The organism is Shewanella maritima (assembly GCF_004295345.1).
GTDB lineage: Bacteria > Pseudomonadota > Gammaproteobacteria > Enterobacterales > Shewanellaceae > Shewanella > Shewanella maritima.
This window is the reverse complement of the sequence record NZ_CP036200.1, coordinates 3,114,714-3,136,489: the sequence shown is the minus strand read 5'-3', so window position 1 is coordinate 3,136,489 and position 21,776 is coordinate 3,114,714. Positions and strand designations below refer to the sequence as shown.

Here is a 21,776-nt window from a genome sequence, read left to right as displayed (position 1 = left end):
AAGTTCATAATACTTAAATTATTTGGCACTATCATCTTACCCCAGTAACGAAAGTTGCCATTGTTTGACAATTTAAGTAACAAATTACATCTCATTTTTTAAGAGGAAATCTTCATGGGCGGCATCAGTATTTGGCAGCTTCTTATTATTGCGTTAATTGTCGTATTACTATTCGGAACGAAGAAACTACGTTCGCTTGGTGGTGATCTTGGTGGGGCAGTGAAAGGCTTCAAGAACGCCATGTCTGACGAAGACAAAAAAGCACTAGAAGAAAAAGAAGTTGCACAAACTTCACAACAGGCTGAAGAAAAAAAGCCTGAGTCTAAGGATAAAGAACAGGCGTAATCGATTATGTTTGACGGTATCGGCTTTATGGAGCTGCTGCTGATAGGCATATTGGGGCTAGTGGTACTTGGCCCCGAAAGATTACCCGTCGCAGTTCGCTCAATCACAGGTTGGATCCGTGCGATGAAACGCATGGCTAACTCTGTTAAAGATGAACTGGAGCAAGAGCTGCAGATTGAGCAGCTACACTCAGATCTGAAAAAGGCAGAAAACAAAGGTTTATCTAACCTTTCTCCTGAGTTGCAACAGTCTATCGACCAACTAAAAGAAGCGGCTCAATCGGTTAATCGTCCTTACCAAGTTGACGATGACTCATCAGCTACTACACCTAGTATCAAGCCAAAATCTACGGCAAGCGATACTCAGGAAACCTCGAGTAAAAGCGCTGACAACAGCGAGACTAGCTCAAAACCTAACGGATAATTCATGTCGCAACAGCAACCTCTTATTAGTCATTTGCTTGAATTAAGAACCAAGCTGCTAAGAGCAATTGCCAGCGTATTGCTAGTATTCGTCGCCACCGTATATTGGGCGAACGATATCTATCAATATGTCGCAACGCCATTGATGCAATCTCTGCCAGAAACCGGCAGCATGATTGCCACAGACGTTGCAGCGCCGTTCTTTGCGCCGTTTAAATTAACCTTAGTACTGTCATTTTTTGTGGCAATACCTTATGTGTTATTCCAAATCTGGTCGTTTATCGCCCCTGGACTTTATAAGCACGAAAAACGCTTAGTTGTGCCATTGCTCGTCAGTAGTACACTGCTGTTTTATCTTGGTATAGCATTCGCGTATTACGTGGTGTTCCCAGTGGTCTTTGGCTTTTTCACCAGTGTAGCTCCAGAGGGAGTTGAAGTCGCAACCGACATAAGCAGCTATTTAAGCTTTATTTTAAAGCTGTTTTTTGCCTTTGGTTTAGCCTTTGAAATCCCAGTTGCTGTGGTACTACTTTGCTGGGCAGGTGTGACAACACCACAAGAGCTACAAACAAAACGTCCTTACATTATCGTAGGTGCGTTTGTTATTGGCATGCTGTTAACACCGCCTGACATTATCTCGCAAACCATGCTGGCAATTCCTATGCTACTGCTATTTGAAGGCGGTTTGATTGCTGCTAGGATGTACACACCCAAAGGCGATGACGAAGAAGAGCCCACCGCAAGTGAGGATTCTTAATCAGTAATCAGGCTGACATAACAAGCATCGCGTTATCTAAAGGGTGGGTTTCCACCCTTTTTTATGCCATAACAAAAACAACAGGACGGTTTTTATGAAGCTTCGTTGGATAACCACCGCATTTATCACTTCTTTTTGTGCCATGCCAGTGTTGGCAAATACCTCGTTAGAGCAACAACTAATTCAGTGTGGTGGCGTACAAGATAAATTAGATAGGCTAATTTGTTACGACAAGCTAGCAGCTTCAGTGGGCACTATGTCCATTCAACCAGTTGCAAACTCGACCGAACAAGCCCCGCCAGTAGTTGTTGCAAATACAGCCTCGGTAAGCACAGCTTCAGTATCAGAATCAATCACTAGCCAGCAGCAAGAGTTTGGCCTCAAAAAGAAAGTAGAAGAGGAGGTTGAGAAAATCTCCGCCACCATAGTTAATGTAAAAAAAGACCCATATGACGCCTTTATTATTACGTTAGATAATGGGCAGGTATGGAAACAGAGTGAATCTCGCCGCTACAAGTTAAAACCAGGGCAAGTTGTCAGCATTGAAACAGGGATGTTTGGCTCATTTAATCTTGGCGTTGAAGACCGCAACAGCACCACGAGAGTAAAAAGAGTTAAATAGTGGTGCAGCATATCGACATCGCGGTGAACATCCTAAGCCCGCAATTAGCTAACCATATCGACAGTGTGATTAGTGACGCGGCTAATGTGGGTGTGTCTCCCTTGATTGTTATCGGTAGCGATATCGATGAGAGCATCGAGTCTCAACGACTTTGCTCTGCCCACCCCGGAAAACTGTTCAGCACTGCGGGCGTGCATCCACATCATGCTAAAGATTGGGATCAGCATAGCCGCCAAAGCATCATAACCTTGGCGGCAAAACCTGAGGTAGTTGCAATTGGTGAATGCGGCCTGGATTATAACCGCGATTTTTCACCGCGAGATCTGCAGCGAGACGTATTTGCTAAACAGCTTGAAATCGCCTGTGAGCTTAACATGCCAGTGTTAATGCATTGCCGTGAGGCGCACGATGACTTTATTGATATCCTCAAGGACTACCGACCTGAGCTGCCTAGAGCACTGTTACACTGTTTTACTGGCACTCAAGTTGAACTAGAAGCGTGCTTACAGCAAGACTTGTATATTGGTATTACAGGTTGGATATGCGATGAACGCCGCGGCCAGGAATTAGCACAGTTAGTTCCACTGATCCCAAACAACCGCCTAATGGCAGAAACTGACAGCCCTTACTTGCTGCCAAGAAGCATGCGCCCTAAACCAAAATCGAGTAAGAACTTGCCACAGTATTTACCCTATATTGTTGAAACTATGGCAAAGTTACGCGATCAATGCCCTGAACAATTGGCTAAACACTGCTATGATAATAGCCAAGCATTTTTTAATCTTGAAGATACTGTGTTGGAGACACAACGGGTTGAACGCTAAAGGACTTTTTGCGCTAGTTAGTTTATTTATCATCACGATATGGATAGGATTTTTTGCAACTTGGGCACAGGCTACTGCGCCTGATAACATCAATACTGCCAAACATAATGCGGCAAACCAAATCGAACACAGCCCAAAGGTAGCTTCGTCGCCTCAAGCAAGCTTTGTCCCACTGCGCTTAACCGCTGACTCAATCACCAAAATCGATTTACAAGACTGGCTGTATATTCATAAAACCCAAGAAATAAGTAAACTACCCTCCATTTTATCGGAACCCATTAGCCAATGGCAGGCGCTAAAACAAGATGCCAACCACAGGATTGGGGTGAAAAACATCTGGGTCGCCATGAGCATATACAATCCAGATGATGAGATGTTATCCCGAATTATTGCCCTAGATAACCCACTGCTTGATAGTATTAAGCTGTATCATTTCATTGATGGCAAAATCACTAACTTTGAACGCATGGGTGATACCTTGCCTTTCAATCAAAGGCCGCTGCACAGCAACATCTTCCTTTATCCTTTTGACATTGAGCCGCAGCAAACCCACACCTTTTACCTACGTATCGACACCAAAGGCAATATGAACTTGCCGATGACCCTGTGGTCGCCAAATGATCTAACTGAAACCATGGAAAGCAGCAACTTACTCCATGGCATTCAAATAGGTATGTTGCTCGCTATCGCTGTTTTCAGTTTGTTTATCGCACTGGCATCAGGCTCATATAGCTACAGTTACTACTGTGGGTATGTGCTAGGTATCTCATTGATGATCATCACTTTGCACGGGGTTGGTTTTCAATTTATTTGGCCTGAGTCACCTAAGCTGCAACAACACGTGTTAATCATTATATTGCCAATTATTCTGGCATTTTCATTAATGTTCACCGAAAAGGTCCTGCAGCTTAAATACCGTAATATCAATATGCTACGTACCTGTCGCATTCTGGCCGTCAGCTCACTAGCGCTTAGCCTATTACTGCCACTTATCGACTATAGCGTGAGTTTGTATATCGTATTTATCACCATCATGGTGACCCTGAGTTGGATGGCGGGAGTGGCACTCGTGCAATCACTTAGCGGTATTCGCAATGCCACCTTGTACTTTATTGCTCGCTTAGGTTTGCTAACGGGCGGTATGGTTAGCGGCTTATTGTACTTTGGTATTCTCGATCTAAACTGGAAGCTGCAAACACCTGTTACCTTCGGGTTAACCTTTGAAGTCATTATCATGGCGGCAGTGCTGGCCATTCGCTACAACGAAGAGCGTAAAGATAAGTTGCGCATTCAACAGAAAGCCTTAGAGCAAGCCGAGCGTATTCGCCAAAACCGCGAGGAAGCAGTTCGCATTGAAGAAGAGACCAATGAGCGCCTAGAGAATATGGTGCAAGAGCGCACCCTTGAGCTCGAAGTAACTTTACGCGAGCTAAATGACGTCAATCAAAAACTGACAGAGCAAAGCACCACAGATCCGCTCACTGGCGTTAAAAACCGCCACGCCTTTGACAAGCGCCTGGTTGCTGAAGGGCGTATCAGTCGCCGTCAACAAACCCCAATGGGATTATTGATGGTAGATATTGACAAATTTAAGCCTATCAATGATCAATATGGTCACCTTGCTGGCGACAGCACTATTCAAGCAATTGCTAAAACATTATCTGCACAAATAAAACGTCCAACCGATCTGGTGTCACGTTTTGGCGGCGAAGAGTTTGCTATCATACTGCCGAACACGACCAAACAAGGTGCCATGGTAGTGGCAGAGCAAATGCGCAAAGCTGTGAGTGAGTTACAAATTCACTGGCAAGGGCAATCGTTCCCACTGACCATTAGTATTGGCGTATGCGTAGCTATCATTGAAGATGAGACTCATCCAATGCAGCTGCTGGATCAGGCTGATAAAGCCTTATATGACGCCAAACGCAGTGGCCGAAATAAAGTTTGTTACTTTGAGCAAACAACAGAATAAATTGAACAGGAGTCGACAGTGAATCTTATAACTAGTGCTTTCCCTCAGCGCAGAATGCGCCGCATGCGTAAACATGACTTTAGCCGCCGTTTAATGGCTGAAAACCAGTTATCAGTCAATGACTTGATTTACCCAATGTTCATTCTTGAAGGTAACAACCGCACTGAGCAAGTTGCCTCTATGCCGGGCGTGCAGCGTTACTCTATTGATTTACTGTTAAAAGAAGCTGCAGAGCTAGTTGAGCTAGGTATTCCCTTAATTGCTTTATTCCCGGTAACACCAGGTGAGAAAAAGTCATTAATGGCCGAAGAAGCCTACAACCCAGAAGGACTAGTACAACGTGCGGTGCGTGAGCTAAAACATGCCTTCCCAGAACTAGGTGTGATGACCGACGTTGCACTTGACCCTTTTACTACTCACGGTCAAGACGGCATCATCGACGATACCGGCTATATTCTTAACGATGTCACCACTGAGATTCTAGTCAAGCAAGCGCTTTCACACGCAGAAGCAGGTGCTGATATGGTAGCGCCATCAGATATGATGGACGGCCGCATTGGCGCTATTCGCCAAGCGCTAGAAGAAGCTGGACACGTTAATACCCAAATCATGGCTTACTCAGCTAAGTATTCATCAAACTACTATGGTCCATTTCGCGATGCAGTTGGCTCAGCGGGCAACTTAAAAGGTGGCAACAAACATAGCTACCAAATGGACCCAGCTAACAGCGATGAAGCACTTCACGAAGTGGCTTTAGATATCCAAGAAGGCGCTGACATGGTAATGGTTAAACCTGGTATGCCATATCTTGATATCGTTCGCCGTGTGAAAACTGAACTAGCTGTACCAACGTTTGCTTACCAGGTAAGTGGTGAGTACGCAATGCACATGGCAGCAATTCAAAACGGTTGGTTAGCCGAAAAAGCAATTGTAATGGAATCACTACTTTGCTTTAAGCGCGCTGGCGCTGACGGCATTTTAACTTACTTTGCTAAGCAAGCTGCACAGTGGTTAAAAGAAGACCAAGGTTAAGCACGCTAGGACGCAAACTCAAAGAGAAACCATTGATATCACAGTTTTTTAAATAGTGTGATAACAAAATGAAATCAAAATTAAGGGAAGCTGATGCTTCCCTTTTTTTAGTGATACAGCTTACAAATCGTTCATCGATTACTTCTTAATTAGCATGTACAGTGATTGAATAATAGGTAAAGTTTCTTTTAAAGAAGTTGTAGAACTTATGCAAAAAATCACTAAAACTGTTTTCGTTTCCAGCGCTTTACTTTTATCATCCACACTATTCGCTGTACCAAGTTTTGCTGGCAGCGGCTGTGCATTCGACGCAGAAACCAACAAAGGCTTTATTGCCACTTGTAGTGAGGAGACTGAAGAAGTGATTATCACAGGAATTGTTAGCCAACAACAAATTGAGCAGCAGCTACCAGGCTATGCTGAGGAATATCAGCAATACCAAGCTGATCAGGCAATTATTGCTAAGCTAAAGAATATCGATAAACCAACGGACATCGTGGTAATTATTGGTACTTGGTGCCCAGATTGCCACCGTGAGACGCCGCGCTTCATGCGCATTCTAAACGAGGTAAACAACCCGAACATCACGGTAAAATACATTGGCATCGATCGCAGCAAAAAAGACCCAGAAGGTTTAGCCGCAGAATATGAATTCACCCGAATTCCAACCTTTATTGTCCATCAAGACGATAAGAAAATTGGCACTATTGTCGAGAGCCCAACGGACTCTTTAGAAGGTGATTTGTACCAGATTTTAGCTGACTAAAGCTGTAGCGTAAGGCAAAGTAGCCGAAAAAGAAAAAAGCCTGACTTATGTCAGGCTTTTCGATTTTTAGGGCGAACATAGGTTTTGGCAAAACTGCCACTTGAAAAACGAGTAATTCGTTGGCAGATGTTATGAGACTCTATCAGCCAACATCTGCAACACACCTTCACGTAGTGCACCGCCAGCAAGGTCGAGTTGCTTGATATCAAGCAATTCAAATAAGGCAAGCAAGATGGCAACGCCAGCGGCTAATGTCGGTGCTTGCTCAGCATCAACGCCTTCTATTTGCGCTATATCATGCTTACCCTGAGCAATCACTTCATCACGGACTTGCTCAAGTAATGCTGAATCAATTAGCTCTGCATTACCGCGATTTCGCTGCAGCGTCATCAAGGTCTGCACTGCACCAGATGCGCCAAGTACCTGCTGCCAGCCAAGCTCTCGTATCGCGCTGAGCTCATCACCAAGCGCAAGCCTCACAGCCTCTTTTGCTTGCTCAAAGTGCGCAAGTGCATAGGGCTGCTCGGTAAAAATGCTTTGATTAAAGCGCACACCACCCATGGCAACACTGGTTTTAAAAAGCACGTGTTTATCTTCGCCAACAATAAACTCAGTGCTGGCACCACCAATGTCGATGACTAAACACCGCCCCTGAACCTTGGTTGTTGCCGTCATGCCCTGATAAATTAGCTCAGCTTCACGTTGGCCTGTAATGATCTCAATGGCAAATGGGAATATCGGTTTAGCCTTAGTATCGAACTCGTCAGCATTGTTGATACTGCGCAGCGTTGCTGTTGCCAGCACAGCAACATTAGCCGCCTTAATTTGATGCTCATTTGCCTTTTGGGTAAACATGGCAAGGCAATCTAAACCGCGCTGCATGACATCGGCTGACAACGCACCATCAGCGTTGATCCCCTCAGCCAGACGCACCTTTTGCTTATACTTAGCAATGATGGTTGGCTTAGCATCTATGGTCTGCGCTACCAACATATTAAAGCTGTTAGAGCCTAACGTAATTGCTGCATAGAGTTCTGATGACATGGCGTATTCTTGTTCTCTTACCCTTGATACCAATCAGCACAAGTATGTGAACATTCTTACTGGTGAAAATCACGTATAACGTCGTTAGAAATTTTGTAGGTAGAGCAACTAGCTAGCTGCAATTTCTACCTTGTTCTACGCGATTTTTCCTGCGTAATCTCTGCTCACGTATTTATCCCAATTGGTATGAAACAAATTTTTTACGGATATAAAAAAACACTGACTCTAGCGAGGCGAGAGTCAGTGTTATGAGCTAATTATGCTTGGCGGCGACTGCGGTGACGTTGTGGGCGTTTAGCGCCGCTACGATGAGCACCTTGGCTACCTGCACCATCGCGAGTACGCGTGGTTGGATGTTTGCGATGAATACGCACTGGCGGTGGAATATCATCAAGTAAAGCTTCGTGATCGTAATTACTCACTGGGATCGCATGGTCAATGTACTGCTCAATAGCAGGCAAATTAAGCGCATACTCTTCACAGGCAAAACTCACCGACACACCTTTAGCACCAGCGCGGCCTGTACGACCAATACGGTGTACATAATCTTCGCAGTCATCTGGTAAGTCATAGTTATAAACGTGCGACACATCAGAGATATGCAGGCCGCGGGCTGCAACGTCGGTGGCAACCAATAAATCTAATTGGCCTTTAGTGAACTGCTCTAGAATGCGAATACGCTTTTTCTGCGGCACATCTCCGGTAAGCAAACCGACTCGGTGACCGTCACCCTCAAGCCATGACCAGACTTTCTCACAGCTGTGTTTGGTATTTGAAAAGACAATAGCTTTTTCAGGCCAGTCTTCTTCAATCAAACTCAGTAGCAAGCGCATCTTGTCTTCCATCGACGGATAGAACAGCTCTTCTTTAATATTCTTAGACGTCTTTTCAAGTGGCGCAATTTCAACCTTTTCAGGATCGTTCATGTGATCGTACGCCAGTTCTTGTACCTTCATTGAAAGCGTCGCAGAGAACAACATGTTCAAGCGCGCATTAGCGTCAGGCATGCGACGGAACAAGAAGCGGATATCTTTAATAAAGCCAAGGTCAAACATGCGGTCAGCTTCATCAAGCACCACAGCTTGGATATGATTAAGGCTAATTACGCCTTGGCGAACGTAATCGATAATACGGCCAGTCGTACCAATAAGAATATCAACGCCTTTATCAAGCACTTCACGTTGAGTCTCATAACTTTCACCGCCGTAAACGATGCCGACTTTTAAACCTGTATGTTTCGCTAGCAACTTGCCATCTTTAGCAATTTGAATCGCCAACTCACGAGTGGGCGCCATAATGATTGCGCGAGGCTGAGTAGGCGCTCGACCTTCAGGCGCGTCAACCGTAAGCAAGTGGTTAAAGGTGGCGACCAAAAAGGCCATAGTTTTACCGGTACCCGTTTGCGCCTGACCGGCAATATCTTTGCCTTGCAATAAAACTGGTAAAGATAACGCCTGAATTGGCGTGCAAAATTCAAAGCCGTTCTCGTTCAATGCTGCTTGCACTTTAGGATTAAGTGGAAATTCAGCAAACTTCTGTGTCGATAAATGTTTTTGGCTCATGGCACCTAGCTCGTAGCATTATGGCTCATAACCTTTCGTTATGAGCCTTGCCCCCTATTTAGGGTTGCAAAAAAAGAAACTTTCGTTTGAAATAGCGTCATTGTTCATCCGTGCTATTAAATTGCAACAACTTTGTTGCACTAATCGGAATATTTTTAAACATTGTTCCGGTCATTTATAAACGGATATTTCACTTGGTCACTTGAAAAGCGATTTAACTGACCCAATATACATGGTAAGCCATTAATAAACTAGCAATGGTACCAATTCTGGAGAACAACATGAGCGATAAAATTGTAACCTTGAGCGACGATAGCTTTGAAAACGACGTCATCAAATCAGAACTACCAGTGCTGGTAGACTTCTGGGCTGAGTGGTGTGGTCCTTGTAAAATGATTGCCCCAATCCTAGACGACGTAGCTCAAGAGTACGAAGGTAAACTAACTGTAGCTAAGTTAAATGTTGACCAAAACAACGTTTCTCCAGCTAAGTACGGTGTACGTGGTATCCCTACACTGCTTATGTTCAAAGGCGGTGAGCTAGTCGCAACTAAAGTTGGCGCACTTTCAAAAACTCAACTTAAAGAGTTTGTAGACGCTCAAGTCTAATCCCTGTCTCAACGACAAGTTAAAGTGATAAGTAGCGCAAGTTGTGAACAATTTGTGCTACTTTGTCTTTAAAAATCTGGACGTACTACCCAGATAGTGCTAATTTATTCAGCAGATTTTCCAACTAACCCATTTCTCCGCACATCAATCACAAAACTGTTCTATTAAATCTTACTGATTGATCGCGGTAAGCTTTGTCGCGTAACACAAGACCTCCTACTCATGAATTTAACAGAATTAAAAAACACCTCGATATCTGACCTGGTTTCATTAGCCGAAAGCATGAAACTTGAAAACATGGGCCGTTCTCGCAAGCAGGACATTATTTTCTCAATCCTAAAAGCTCATGCTAAAAGCGGTGAAGACATCTTCGGTGGCGGCGTTCTAGAAATCCTCCAAGACGGTTTCGGGTTCTTAAGAAGTGCCGACGGTTCATATCTAGCAGGTCCTGACGATATTTACGTATCGCCAAGCCAAATCCGCCGCTTCAACATGCGTACCGGTGATACCATTTTCGGTAAAATCCGTCCTCCGAAAGATGGTGAGCGTTACTTCGCGCTACTAAAAGTCTCAGAAGTTAACTTCGACAAGCCTGAAAACTCTCGCACTAAAATCCTCTTTGAAAACTTAACCCCACTGCATGCAGAAGACCGTTTGCGTATGGAGCGTGGTAATGGTTCAACTGAGGATATTACCGCACGTATTCTGGACTTATGTTCTCCAGTCGGTAAAGGTCAGCGTGGTCTAATTGTGGCACCGCCTAAAGCGGGTAAAACGCTACTACTACAGAACATTGCTCAAAGCATTACCTACAACAATCCAGAAGTTGTATTAATGGTGCTGCTAATTGACGAACGTCCTGAGGAAGTGACTGAGATGCAACGCCTCGTTAACGGTGAAGTAATTGCGTCAACGTTCGATGAACCAGCGTCTCGCCACGTTCAAGTTGCTGAAATGGTAATTGAGAAAGCTAAACGCCTAGTTGAGCACAAGAAAGATGTAGTCATCCTACTTGACTCAATTACCCGTTTAGCACGTGCTTACAACACTGTTATCCCATCATCAGGTAAAGTACTTACCGGTGGTGTTGATGCGAACGCACTGCACCGTCCTAAGCGTTTCTTTGGTGCGGCTCGTAACATTGAAAATGGCGGTAGCTTAACCATCATCGCCACCGCGCTAGTCGACACTGGCTCTAAGATGGATGAAGTGATTTACGAAGAATTTAAAGGTACAGGTAACCAAGAACTGCACTTATCTCGTAAAGCTGCTGAAAAACGTGTATTCCCAGCGATTGACTTCAACCGCTCTGGTACTCGCCGTGAAGAAAAGCTTACCACTAACGACGAGCTACAGAAGATGTGGATTCTGCGTAAGATCCTTAATCCAATGGATGAAGTGGGCGCAATGGAATTCCTTATCGATAAATTGGCAATGACCAAAACTAACGATGAGTTCTTCACAGCAATGAAACGCGCTAAATCTTAATATTTGCAAAGCGTTATACGCTTGCGCAGCTTTAAGCACTGAACACTAAAAAGCCGCTGTTAGTCAAACTAACAGCGGCTTTTGTTTTAATCCTTACTCTGTTGGCTGGTGTCAATATTACCTAGCGTTCTACGTTAGTAATCACTTACTGCGATAAGTCAATTAATCGTACAGAACCTTCTAGCTGATGTAACTTTGACCGGCATACACTACAAAGTGTCTCAGGGCTAATACCCCTAGAATAGTGCTGCACGATACCGTAACCAAAAAGCCTTTTGAGTGCTTCCAGCTTTGCGGCGCGAATAAACTCGCACTTAAAGGAACCACTAACCCCAAACCAACCACTCCTAGCCAAAATACGCTCGCCCAAGCACCCGAAGTGATTGCTGATGTCGCCGCTTGTGCTGCAGGGCCAGAAAAATTCAAACCGACAAACAACAGCACTAGACAAAGCGCTTCGTTAAAGGCAACCGGATATTCAATGCGATGCACCTGCTCAATACAGTCTGACTCTTTCTTACTAAAGAACAAGGTAGCAACCAGAATATTACCTGCAGAGCCTGCTGATAGCGCCGAAGCTAAAAACAGCGCTGGCAGCACCGCGGTATTGAGGATTGGATAACTGATCATCGCCGACAATAGGAAACCGGTATACACACCAACACATAGCGCTAATGCAAAAATGAGCTTATTTAGACTTCCTTCTAGCGAGCGACAAACCTTGAGCACACCGTTTAGTGCCGGCACGCAGCGACGAATGGGCTCCTCAAATACTAAACCTGCGAATACAAACACTAATGGAATGTAGACCAAAAGCGCTATCACCCCCCATGCCATTACCGAGGTTAAATTGTAATTGAGCAAGATATGATAAAACTCAAATGGCTTAGTTAAATCCAGCACAAGTAACGCCATACCTAAACAGATACTGACCGGCGCTATCACAGCTGCAGCCTTTACCACAGGTAAACCTTCTGTGGGTAAGCCGCGGCTTTGCTTGTACCATTTAAGTCCGATCGCCACCAGCATAGAACCAGCTGACAAACCTGCCATAAATAAATAGACCGCGATTATCCAGTTCCAGACGACTGGATCATATTGCTCCATTGAGCCCCAAATATTGTTCATGCTTTGATCCCTCCTTTGCGGCTAGGAATACGGTAAACCCTTGGTTGAGTACCCAGATTAGCCTTTTGCTGATAATTGGTTTTGGTATCCAATAGCTGGCTGACTTCTGATTGAGGATCGTTAGCATCGCCAAAACAAAGGGCATCGGTTGGACACACACTAACGCATGCTGGAGACTCGCCACGAGCAAGACGCGTTTTCTTACAAAAATCGCACTTATCCGGCACCTTAGTATCAGGGTTAATAAAGCGTACTTTATAAGGGCATGCAGCCACGCAATACAGACAGCCGACGCACTTTTTCTCGTTAATCGAAACTATGCCGTCATCCGCCACATAGGCTGCACCTGTTGGACATACTTTAACGCATGGTGCGTTTTCACATTGCTCGCAAGAAACGCGATTATATTTAAAATGTAAGTTAGGGAAGTTGCCGTGAGGCCCTTCAATACGCACCTGAATTCGGGTCACCGACTCAGGTACATTGTTTTCGCTTCGACAGGCGACATTACAAGCCTGGCAGCCAATGCACTTGTTTTCATCGTGCACAAGAACATAACGTTTAGTCATAATGAACTCCGATTAAAGCTTGGCAATTTTGACGCCGGTTGTGTGTAAATTCATACCTGTCACAGGTGAGATAACATGAGGCAGTAAGTTGCCGCAATGTACGCCGCGCCCAGTAGCACGAGACAGCTCTTTGTTTTTAGAACCAAAGCCCATGTAAGCAAAAACCGTGTCAGGACGAATGCCCGGAGTCACTAGCGCATGGCCTTCTTCGCTACCAGTGTCGTTGTATATGCGGACTTTATCGCCAGAGGTGATTTTTAAATGTCCGGCTGTCACAGGGTGGATCCATACGCCGTTGTTAGACATTAAATTCGCCAACATAGGAACGTTATGAGTAGCAGAGTTGGTATGCACGGCGACTTTACCTTGAATGAAAAACAACTCATCAGCTTTTTTCATGGTGACTTCGCGATATTTGATCACGCCACGCCCTGGCGCCATTTTCTCCACTTTACTTGAGCTCAACTCAATCTTGCCGCTTGGAGTTTTAAACGATAATTGACTGGCATAGGTGCCATCGGCATCAACGGGTTTTGCATTCGGATATTGCGCAGTAAATGCTTTAACCATGCTAGGTTCACGCAGCATCAGCGGCTTACCAAAGCTTACCCAACCATCTTGCTTGATTTTAGAAAGCAAGGCCGCGTCTTTATCAACTTGGAACAACTGCAATGTTTGCATGTTCTCCCAAGGGAAATATTGCGATAAGCCTAGCTGATGGCCTAACTCTTGCCAGATCAGCCAACTTGGCTTGGTATCGCCAATGGTATCAACGACTTGCTGCCGCACATAATAAGCAGGATTCTTACCCGATTTATCTGCGATTTCTTCATCACGCTCGAGATAGGTTGACTCTGGCAAGATGATATCGGCGTAGGCTGCGCTCTCACTAATATAAACATCACAGGCAACCACAAATTCCATCGCCTTAAGCGCTTCAACGACTTTGGCTCTGTCTGTCATGGTTTGCATTGGATTGGTACGACTCATCACCCATGCTCGCAGCTGATAAGGCTGTGCCTCTAATGCTGCGGTTAAAATGGACTGATAAATACCGCCAGATGACCATATCAATGCGTACTGCTCATCGACCATATCGATGCGCTTAGCTTCAATCTTAGGTAAGTTTTTCACCCCTGGTTTCGCTAATACTGGTGCAGCCATTTCACCAGCAAACTTGTTGTAATTTTTAGCCTTCTTACCAAAATACAGACCACCTTTACGCTCAATATTGCCTATAAGGACATTGGCCGCAAACAGCGCTCTGCGCAGCTCAAACTCTTCGGTGGTAAATGTCGCGCGGTGGCCAAAGTCGACAACCGCATGCGGCGCAGCGGCTGCTAATTCATGAGTAATGCGGCGAATATCTTCAGCTGGCACATCACAAATCGCTTCAGCCCATTGTGGTGTGTAAGCTTCGACTTCCTTGGCAAAATCGTCAAATCCCTCAACGTATTGCTCCACAAACTCGCGGTCATACAAATTATCCCGAATGAGTACATGACAGATTGACAGAGCTACAGCAATATCAGTGCCTGGCTTAATTGCATACCACTCATCAGCCTTATCGGCAACAATGGAGAACCTTGGCTCAAATACCACTAGCTTGGCACCCTTGTCGCTCTGCGCTTTCATTAAACCGCGGGTTTCGGTCATATTGATACCTTCATACAGGTTATGACCAAAATTGATAATGTATTTTGAGTTACCTAAATCACGCTTGGCTTTAGAGCCGAACATGGCCTTGGCAGCAACCACATAACCACCAGGGCAAGTCGTTGCGTGGGTAAAAGTATTTGGACTACCAAATGCTTTTGCTAGATGAAAGAAGTGATTTGACAACGAGCCTGATTTTGACGAGAAAGCAACCGACTCAGCACCGTGTTGCTGTTTAATGCGATTAAGATTCTTAGCAATGGTTTCATAGGCTTCTTGCCAATCAATTTCTTGCCATTTGCCTTCGCCGCGCTCACCGACTCGCTTTAATGGTTTTACAATGCGCTGCTTGTCATACAGCAAACTATGGCCAGCACCGCCGCGGGCACATACTGCACCGCCATATGATTTTGCTTTGTCGTTACCAAGAATCGATACGTTTTGCCCGTTAACAACTCGCGCAGAAATAGGACAGCGCGTCGAGCACATCTCGCAAATACTGGCAACATGCTTAGCGCTGCCGCTTACAGGCCCCGCACCTAACGCCGCGATTGAGCCAGGCAAACTTGCTAACATGCAACCTGCTGTGCTCGCTCCTGCTCCTTTAATAAAGGTTCGCCGATCAAGTTTCATACTTTCTCTCCCCATTGACATAAATCTCTAGAAGCACACCAAGCTATGGTTAACTTCTAGGCTTAACTCATTGTCAATGAGGTATGAGAACTTGAATATTGTGGTAAACCACATTTCGTACGTCGTATTATCGCGTTTGTGACTTCATTCACAAACGCGTTACTTATTGAAGGGAAACTAGGCTACAACAGGAGACTGGCTGCCGCGCTTTTTCAATGAAATCTGAGCCTTACAGCCGCGTTCATCCGTGTTATTTGCAAGTAAGAGAACACCCTCATGTTCATTGACCACCTCTTGACAAATTGCTAGGCCAAGTCCTAATCCATTTGCTTTAGTGGTATAAAAGGTAGCAAGTAGAGTGGCAAACTCCTCACTTAGCCCTGGGCCATTATCTTTAATGCTAAGGTCAACCTGCTCGGCTTTAAAATGCATGCCAATCTCAATCATTCCCTTGCCTTTAAACTCAGCATCACTCAGTGCATCTACGCTGTTTTTAATCAGGTTTATTAGTACCTGCAATAAACCAACTCTGTCACCGGTGATGAAAAACGGCTCGCCTTTAAAATGAGTTTTTATCTGAATATCTCGCTGCTCAAGCTCAAGTTTCAACAAAGATAAACTCTCATCTACTAAGGTTAGGATATTGACGTCTTCCATCACTGCTTCTCTGCGTTTAAGCAAACTACGAATACGGTGCACAACTTCCCCAGCTCGTTTTGACTGGCTGTGAATTTTATCAAGCAACAGCAAAATATCCGGAATATCTAACTGCTGCTGGCGCTGTAAACGCATCTTTGCTCCTTCACTGTAACTGGTGATCGCAGCAATTGGCTGGTTAATCTCGTGAGCAAGGCCAGCACCAATTTCACCAATAATGGCTGTACTTTGTAACTTTTCTAGGGCGACTTCCTGCCGCTTTAGCTGTCGCTCGGATTCGACTAATGACTCACTCTTTTGATGAAAGCGATACTCAATCCACAAGTGATATATCGTCGCCACGACAAACAGCAAAATAGCAAACACGCCCCAGTAGCGGTTTTCACCAAGCCACCCCAGAATTACCGACCAATAATTGGGTTTACTTGACTCTACTTGCAACTCACTGAAGAGCTGAATAACACCGAGTTGACTAACAGGCGATGTCCAACCCATAAACTGCGCTTTTATCGCTGCAGGGTGCTCAGCCGATATGCCCATCAAAGCTTGTGTAACCTGCTTAGTGATTTGGGTATCGACCCCCTCAATTACGGCAAATGACCAGTTTGGATACAGCTTAGTGCTGCACTGGCAATCAAAACCTGCAGGCCTACTCGGGTTTAATACCCTAAAGTCCTTTTCATTGATCACCCCCTTTGCAACCATATCTTCAAGGGTACATAAAGGGGTAATGGCGGCATCAACGTTGCCGTCACGTACTTGATACAACAAAGGGTCTAGCGGAAAGCCTAAAAACTTAATCTGTTTGAAAAAGTGTTGTGGGTCCATGCCACGTTTTTGCATTAACCCCACGGTTGCTTGATACCCGCCTAATGCGTGCGGCCCACTGGCGACGATCGATTTACCTTTGAGGTCGTAAAGCGTGCGGTAATCACTGTCTGCACGAACAATAATGGCTGAGCCAATGGCTGATGTTGCGCCGTTATGACGCCTTGAGCGCATAGTGGCCAACCAGGATAAAGGGTATTGATTTGATAAGAATAGATACTGCCCCGGATTGGTGACAATAAACTGAATTTTGCCCGACGCCATCGCGCGGTTAAGCTCTTCAAACTCACCAGGGTAGACATGAAACTGCGTGCCTGGCACTTGCTCGCTCAGGTATTGCATTAGCGGTGACCAACGCTCAATAGCCTGCTGATATCCCCAATTGCCAAGCACACCTACGTATAGATCTCGCTTATCAGCAAACACCGGCAATGCCATTAAAAGCATCAACAACCCAATCAAGGCGCGAACCACTGTTTAATCCCTCAAGTTTAATTAAGTACCCCAAATCAGCTTACTGCGTTCTCAAGCACACCTACGTGACTCGCCTCCAACTTTTACCACATGAAGTCGCGTATTTGTTTTATTTGCGATACTTATCAATTACCTCTCATGAAGTGTTTGGCGAACCTATGAATAACCAAGCTGTTTACCTTGTCGATGATGATGAAGCCATTTTGGACTCAATTAGCTTCCTAATGGAGGGTTTTGACTACCAACTAACTTGCTTTAGCAGTGGCGAGCAATTCCTTGAGCAGATAGATTTAGCTCAAGTTGGTTGCGTAATTTTAGATGCCAGAATGCCAGGATTTAGCGGCCCAGAAGTGCACAAACGCCTCACTCAAGCACAAAGCCCGTTAGCGGTTATCTTTCTCACCGCTCACGGTGACGTGCCTATGGCTGTCGAAGCCCTTAAGAGCGGCGCGTTTGAGTTTTTTCAAAAACCTGTCGACGGGCAAGCGTTAGCAAGCGCGATTACTAAAGGATTAACATACAGCCAGCAGCAATATGATCAGCTAGCTCAAAAAGCGCTGATTGAAGGGTTATCAAAACGAGAAAAACAGATTTTTTCGCTAATTGTAGCGGGCAAAACTAACAAAGAAATGGCCAACGAACTGTGTGTCGCCGTACGCACCATTGAAGTCCATCGCGCGAAGTTAATGCTCAAGCTTAACGTCAGTAACCTTGCTGAGCTGATGCAACTTTCTAAGCTTGCTTAGTCCGCGCTCAACTACAGAAATATTTAGGGCTTCAAAACGAAGCCCTAACGAATTACTGATAAGTTATTAATGAATTACTGATTAACCACCGCAATGCGTTCATGCTCAACCAATGTGGTTGCCATTTTACGGCGTAAATAAGCAATTTGTTGCATGTGGGGTAAATCTTTCGGGCAGTTGTCTTGGCAACCTAATAACGTCATGCAGCCAAATACACCATCTTGATTACCAATAACATGATAAAAATCCTCTGCACTGCGAGCATCGCGACTATCAAGCTCAAAGCGGGCTAGCTTCATCATGCCTACCGCGCCGACAAAGGTATCGCGCATTTGCTTGGTTGCACATGCTGACACGCACACGCCACATTCTACGCAACGTTCAAGCTCATACAATTTTGCTGCTTCTTCTGGTGCCATTGGTTTTTCTAGGCGATGAATATTGGCTTCATCTTGCAAAGGTTGTAGCCATAACTGCAAGCGCTCAGCAAGTTCACGCATAAACTTACCCGTGTTAACCGACAAGTCACCAATTAACTCAAAACCGGGCAGCGGCATGAGTTTAATTACGCCATCGCCATAGTTAGCGGTTAAGGTACGGCACGCTAATGTTGGTTTGCCATTGATCACCATAGCGCAACTCCCGCAAATACCCGCGCGGCAAACAAAGTCGAATTGCAGCGACGGGTCTTGTTGCTCACGCAGTAGGTTTAGCGCGATAAATACCGTCATACCTGGCGCTTCAGTAAGCTCATAAGTCACCATTTTCGGCTTGTCATTTTTATCTTGCGGATCGTAGCGAAAGATCTCAAAACGCAGTTTACGTCCCTGAGCTAACGCCTGGGTTTGATTTGCTTGAGTCATAGTTATCCCTCTGCTAGCTCGTTATCAGACAAACGTTGATTACCTGGGCGCAGCGCCTCTGGCAGGTCAAATGGCATTAATGCCGCCTGCTTTTGGTATTTGTCAGCCTCTTCACCCAGCTGGGCGACAATTTCTGCAATTTGTGCTTCCCGCTTAGCGGTATCAGGGTGAGCAATGGCATTATCAACGCCATAACCACGATATCCTGGCGGTAGCTCCATTTGCATTACATCAAGCTGCTCATAGCTAAGCGTTGGTTCAAGCGCGTTAGCATCTGGCCAGGATGCCAATGTGCGGCATAACCAGTCCTTGTCGTTACGTTGTGGGTAGTCTTCACGGGAATGAGCACCGCGGCTTTCGGTGCGAGCCTTCGCACCACAGGCAACTGTTAATGCAACTTTTATCATTCGCTTAACCCGCAGGGCTTCTACCAGCTCAGGGTTTGCATGACGTTTCTTGCATTTGAGGGTAATTTTACTTGCGCGCTTAAGTAACTCACTCAGCCCAGATACAGCTTGCTCAAGCTCAGGACCATTACGGAAAATCCCAACGCTGTCCATCATAATGCGCTGCATTTGCTGTTTAAGGGCAAATGCAGACTCGCCTTCTTCATGGGTCAATAGCTCAGTGATTTCCTGATCCACTTCTGCAGCAAATTTATCGACTAGATTGGTGTTGATTTCAAGCGGCGTTTGCTCGCAAAAATCTGCTACATACTTACCAATGATCATCCCTGCAACCACGGTTTCAGCCAATGAATTGCCACCTAGGCGATTAAAGCCGTGCATATCCCAGCAGGCTGCTTCCCCAACACTGAATAAGCCTTTAAGTTGCGGGCTTTGCCCTTCAGGAGTGGTACGAATGCCGCCCATAGAATAGTGCTGAGTTGGGCGCACAGGGATCCAATCAACGGCAGGATCAATGCCTAAGAAGTTCTCGCAGATCTCTTTGACTTCACGCAGATTGGTTTCTATGTGCTTACGACCAAGCAAGGTAATATCGAGCCATAAATGCGGCCCGTAAGGGCTATCAACCCCTTTGCCTTTGCGCATGTGTTCGGTCATGCGTCTTGAAACCACATCACGCGATGCCAGCTCTTTCTTTTCTGGCTCATAATCAGGCATAAAGCGATAACCGTCTTTATCTCGCAAAATACCGCCATCACCGCGGCAGCCCTCTGTGGTCAAGATGCCTACAGGCACGATAGCTGTTGGGTGGAACTGCACCGCCTCCATATTACCTAGGGTGGCAACGCCAGTATCTAGCGCTAGCGCCTGACCAATACCTTCACAGATAATTGCATTGGTAGACACTTCATAAATTCGACCATAGCCGCCAGTTGCTATAGTGGTTGATTTGCCAATATAGGCTCGCAGCTCACCTGTGATCAGGCAGCGAGCAATCACCCCATGACAGCGCTCACCATCATGGATAATCTTAAGCGCTTCTACTCGCTCATGAACGGGAATGCCCATTGAAATGGCTTTGTTATCTACTGCGTATAGTAACGAGTGACCAGTGCCGTCAGCGGTATAGCAGGTGCGCCATTTTTTGGTACCGCCAAAATCACGGGCATTAATTAAGCCATGAGCCTGCTCGGCTTCAGTAATCGTTACCTTCTCAGCGTTAACAATCACCTGACGGTCGCCCTTAGTGATGCGCGTCCATGGCACCCCCAGTTGGCTAACTCACGCACAGCTTTTGGTGCGCAGTGGGCAAACATACGAGCTACATTTTGATCGCAGCCCCAGTCAGAGCCTTTTACTGTATCTTGAAAGTGTACGTCTTCATTATCACCCATGCCTTTAACTGTGTTACCAAGGCTTGCCTGCATACCACCTTGGGCAGCTGCAGAGTGAGACCGTTTAGCTGGGATCAGCGACAATACAAGTGTGTCTTGTCCACGCTCTTTTGCAGCAATAGCAACCCTAAGCCCCGCAAGTCCAGCGCCAACAACCAGGGCATCTGTATATATAATCTTCATTACTATGTCCTTGTATTAAACGCCAGAGTAAGGCACAACGGGTAACGCTAAGCCATGACCAATGACTAAATAGGTCACTAGGCTGGCAATGCCTAACGCAATCAAATACACCACCATCACTTTGGCAAGTTTTAGCAGACCTACACGATTGCTAAAAATGCCCCACTTGATGACAACACGGTACAAGCCAAACATGGCGTGAATGACCACAGCAGGTAATAACACCAGATACAATAACCAGGCGTTGTCGTGGTACACCCGCTCGGCCGATAAGTGCGGCCCAATATCTGGTGTGGCGATAAGCGTGAAGAGGTGAACTGGCACTAAAAAGAACAAGATGAACCCGGTTAGCATCTGCCAAAACCAGATTTTGGTGTCTTGATGAGGAATAACATTCATCTGCTCACGCAGCTTGAACCATTGCTTGATTTGTGTGGGGAAGCGTCTCAAGGCAAATAAGGCATGCAGCATCACAATCAACAGCATGAATACAGAGAACACCTGGGTCAGAATAGGAAATCCATGACCCGATTCGCTAAATATACCACCTTCCAAAAATTGAACTACTGTATAAAACGCTTGTTTACCTAGCATAATGCTAGACTCAAAATGCAGGTGCACAATAATAAATAGTCCGAGTAGTAACCCAGTGATACTTTGCGCCCTGTCTGCTCTTGCAGCCCACACCGGATGTGAAAACATTCCGTTATATAAGGGTGCAAATTGATTGTGCTTATGCCTCACTTCCATAGCTGCATGCTCAACGTGTTTGAATTTTAGGGGATAAGAGCATAAC

General features: G+C 45.5%; 19 protein-coding genes and 1 pseudogene. 11 read left to right on the top strand and 9 right to left on the bottom strand.

Annotated elements, in window-relative coordinates:
- The first annotated feature begins 114 nt into the window (after window positions 1–114).
- From tatA to EXU30_RS13355, 8 genes are all read left to right on the top strand, one after another.
- Entirely contained in the window at window positions 115–345 is a 231-nt protein-coding gene (gene tatA / locus EXU30_RS13390; RefSeq protein WP_130600827.1) for a Sec-independent protein translocase subunit TatA, read from the top strand.
- Window positions 346–351: 6 nt separating this feature from the next.
- Complete coding sequence (gene tatB / locus EXU30_RS13385) at window positions 352–768, top strand: Sec-independent protein translocase protein TatB (RefSeq protein ID WP_130600825.1); 417 nt, start codon at window positions 352–354, stop codon at window positions 766–768.
- A gap of 3 nt (window positions 769–771) precedes the next feature.
- On the top strand, window positions 772–1,524 hold the full coding sequence (gene tatC / locus EXU30_RS13380) for a twin-arginine translocase subunit TatC (protein ID WP_130600823.1): 753 nt from the start codon (window positions 772–774) through the stop codon (window positions 1,522–1,524).
- A gap of 94 nt (window positions 1,525–1,618) precedes the next feature.
- Window positions 1,619–2,146 carry a hypothetical protein gene (locus EXU30_RS13375; protein WP_242620210.1) on the top strand — a complete coding sequence of 176 codons (528 nt, stop codon included), beginning with the start codon at window positions 1,619–1,621 and terminating at the stop codon, window positions 2,144–2,146.
- A complete protein-coding gene (locus EXU30_RS13370) occupies window positions 2,146–2,970 on the top strand; it encodes a TatD family hydrolase (protein WP_130600821.1) in 825 nt (274 codons plus the stop codon). The genes EXU30_RS13375 and EXU30_RS13370 overlap by 1 nt, the downstream gene beginning before the upstream one ends.
- Window positions 2,960–4,942, top strand: a complete 1,983-nt coding sequence (locus tag EXU30_RS13365) for a sensor domain-containing diguanylate cyclase (RefSeq protein ID WP_242620209.1) — start codon at window positions 2,960–2,962, stop codon at window positions 4,940–4,942. The genes EXU30_RS13370 and EXU30_RS13365 overlap by 11 nt, the downstream gene beginning before the upstream one ends.
- A gap of 18 nt (window positions 4,943–4,960) precedes the next feature.
- Window positions 4,961–5,974: a porphobilinogen synthase gene (hemB, locus tag EXU30_RS13360; RefSeq protein ID WP_130600817.1), complete on the top strand. Its 1,014-nt coding sequence runs from the start codon at window positions 4,961–4,963 to the stop codon at window positions 5,972–5,974.
- Between the two features lie 208 nt (window positions 5,975–6,182).
- The gene (locus EXU30_RS13355; protein ID WP_130600815.1) at window positions 6,183–6,740 is read left to right on the top strand and encodes a thioredoxin family protein; all 558 of its coding nucleotides are present in this window, start codon (window positions 6,183–6,185) and stop codon (window positions 6,738–6,740) included.
- Between the two features lie 129 nt (window positions 6,741–6,869).
- On the opposite strand, the gene EXU30_RS13350 is transcribed toward EXU30_RS13355, so the two are convergent.
- Together EXU30_RS13350 and rhlB are read right to left on the bottom strand one after the other, a co-directional pair.
- The gene (locus tag EXU30_RS13350) at window positions 6,870–7,784 is read right to left on the bottom strand and encodes a Ppx/GppA phosphatase family protein (protein ID WP_130600813.1); all 915 of its coding nucleotides are present in this window, start codon (window positions 7,782–7,784) and stop codon (window positions 6,870–6,872) included.
- A 257-nt stretch (window positions 7,785–8,041) separates the two neighbouring features.
- Window positions 8,042–9,346 (bottom strand): ATP-dependent RNA helicase RhlB, encoded by a 1,305-nt coding sequence (rhlB, locus tag EXU30_RS13345; protein WP_130600811.1) that lies wholly within the window; start codon window positions 9,344–9,346, stop codon window positions 8,042–8,044.
- Window positions 9,347–9,627: 281 nt separating this feature from the next.
- Here rhlB and trxA point away from each other — a divergent pair, with 281 nt between their 5' ends.
- Together trxA and rho are read left to right on the top strand one after the other, a co-directional pair.
- Window positions 9,628–9,954, top strand: coding sequence for a thioredoxin TrxA (gene trxA, locus EXU30_RS13340; protein ID WP_130600809.1), 327 nt, complete (start codon window positions 9,628–9,630; stop codon window positions 9,952–9,954).
- A 222-nt stretch (window positions 9,955–10,176) separates the two neighbouring features.
- Entirely contained in the window at window positions 10,177–11,442 is a 1,266-nt protein-coding gene (gene rho / locus EXU30_RS13335) for a transcription termination factor Rho (protein WP_130600807.1), read from the top strand.
- 180 nt (window positions 11,443–11,622) lie between these two features.
- Here rho and nrfD read toward each other — a convergent pair whose 3' ends face one another.
- The 4 genes from nrfD to EXU30_RS13315 form a co-directional block, all read right to left on the bottom strand.
- Entirely contained in the window at window positions 11,623–12,570 is a 948-nt protein-coding gene (gene nrfD, locus EXU30_RS13330) for an NrfD/PsrC family molybdoenzyme membrane anchor subunit (protein ID WP_130600805.1), read from the bottom strand.
- Entirely contained in the window at window positions 12,567–13,139 is a 573-nt protein-coding gene (locus tag EXU30_RS13325) for a 4Fe-4S dicluster domain-containing protein (protein ID WP_130600803.1), read from the bottom strand. The genes nrfD and EXU30_RS13325 overlap by 4 nt, the downstream gene beginning before the upstream one ends.
- A gap of 12 nt (window positions 13,140–13,151) precedes the next feature.
- Complete coding sequence (gene phsA, locus EXU30_RS13320) at window positions 13,152–15,428, bottom strand: thiosulfate reductase PhsA (protein ID WP_130600801.1); 2,277 nt, start codon at window positions 15,426–15,428, stop codon at window positions 13,152–13,154.
- A 177-nt stretch (window positions 15,429–15,605) separates the two neighbouring features.
- Window positions 15,606–17,387 (bottom strand): sensor histidine kinase, encoded by a 1,782-nt coding sequence (locus EXU30_RS13315; RefSeq protein ID WP_130600799.1) that lies wholly within the window; start codon window positions 17,385–17,387, stop codon window positions 15,606–15,608.
- 158 nt (window positions 17,388–17,545) lie between these two features.
- On the opposite strand from EXU30_RS13315, the gene EXU30_RS13310 reads away from it, so the two are divergent.
- Window positions 17,546–18,133 (top strand): response regulator transcription factor, encoded by a 588-nt coding sequence (locus EXU30_RS13310; protein ID WP_130600797.1) that lies wholly within the window; start codon window positions 17,546–17,548, stop codon window positions 18,131–18,133.
- A 74-nt stretch (window positions 18,134–18,207) separates the two neighbouring features.
- Here the strand turns inward: EXU30_RS13310 and EXU30_RS13305 are convergent, their stop codons facing one another.
- From EXU30_RS13305 to EXU30_RS13295, 3 genes and pseudogenes are all read right to left on the bottom strand, one after another.
- The gene (locus EXU30_RS13305; RefSeq protein WP_130600795.1) at window positions 18,208–18,996 is read right to left on the bottom strand and encodes a fumarate reductase iron-sulfur subunit; all 789 of its coding nucleotides are present in this window, start codon (window positions 18,994–18,996) and stop codon (window positions 18,208–18,210) included.
- A gap of 2 nt (window positions 18,997–18,998) precedes the next feature.
- Window positions 18,999–20,980: pseudogene (locus tag EXU30_RS13300) on the bottom strand (fumarate reductase flavoprotein subunit).
- A gap of 15 nt (window positions 20,981–20,995) precedes the next feature.
- Window positions 20,996–21,682: a fumarate reductase cytochrome b subunit gene (locus EXU30_RS13295; protein WP_165399018.1), complete on the bottom strand. Its 687-nt coding sequence runs from the start codon at window positions 21,680–21,682 to the stop codon at window positions 20,996–20,998.
- Between the last annotated feature and the right edge of the window lie 94 nt (window positions 21,683–21,776).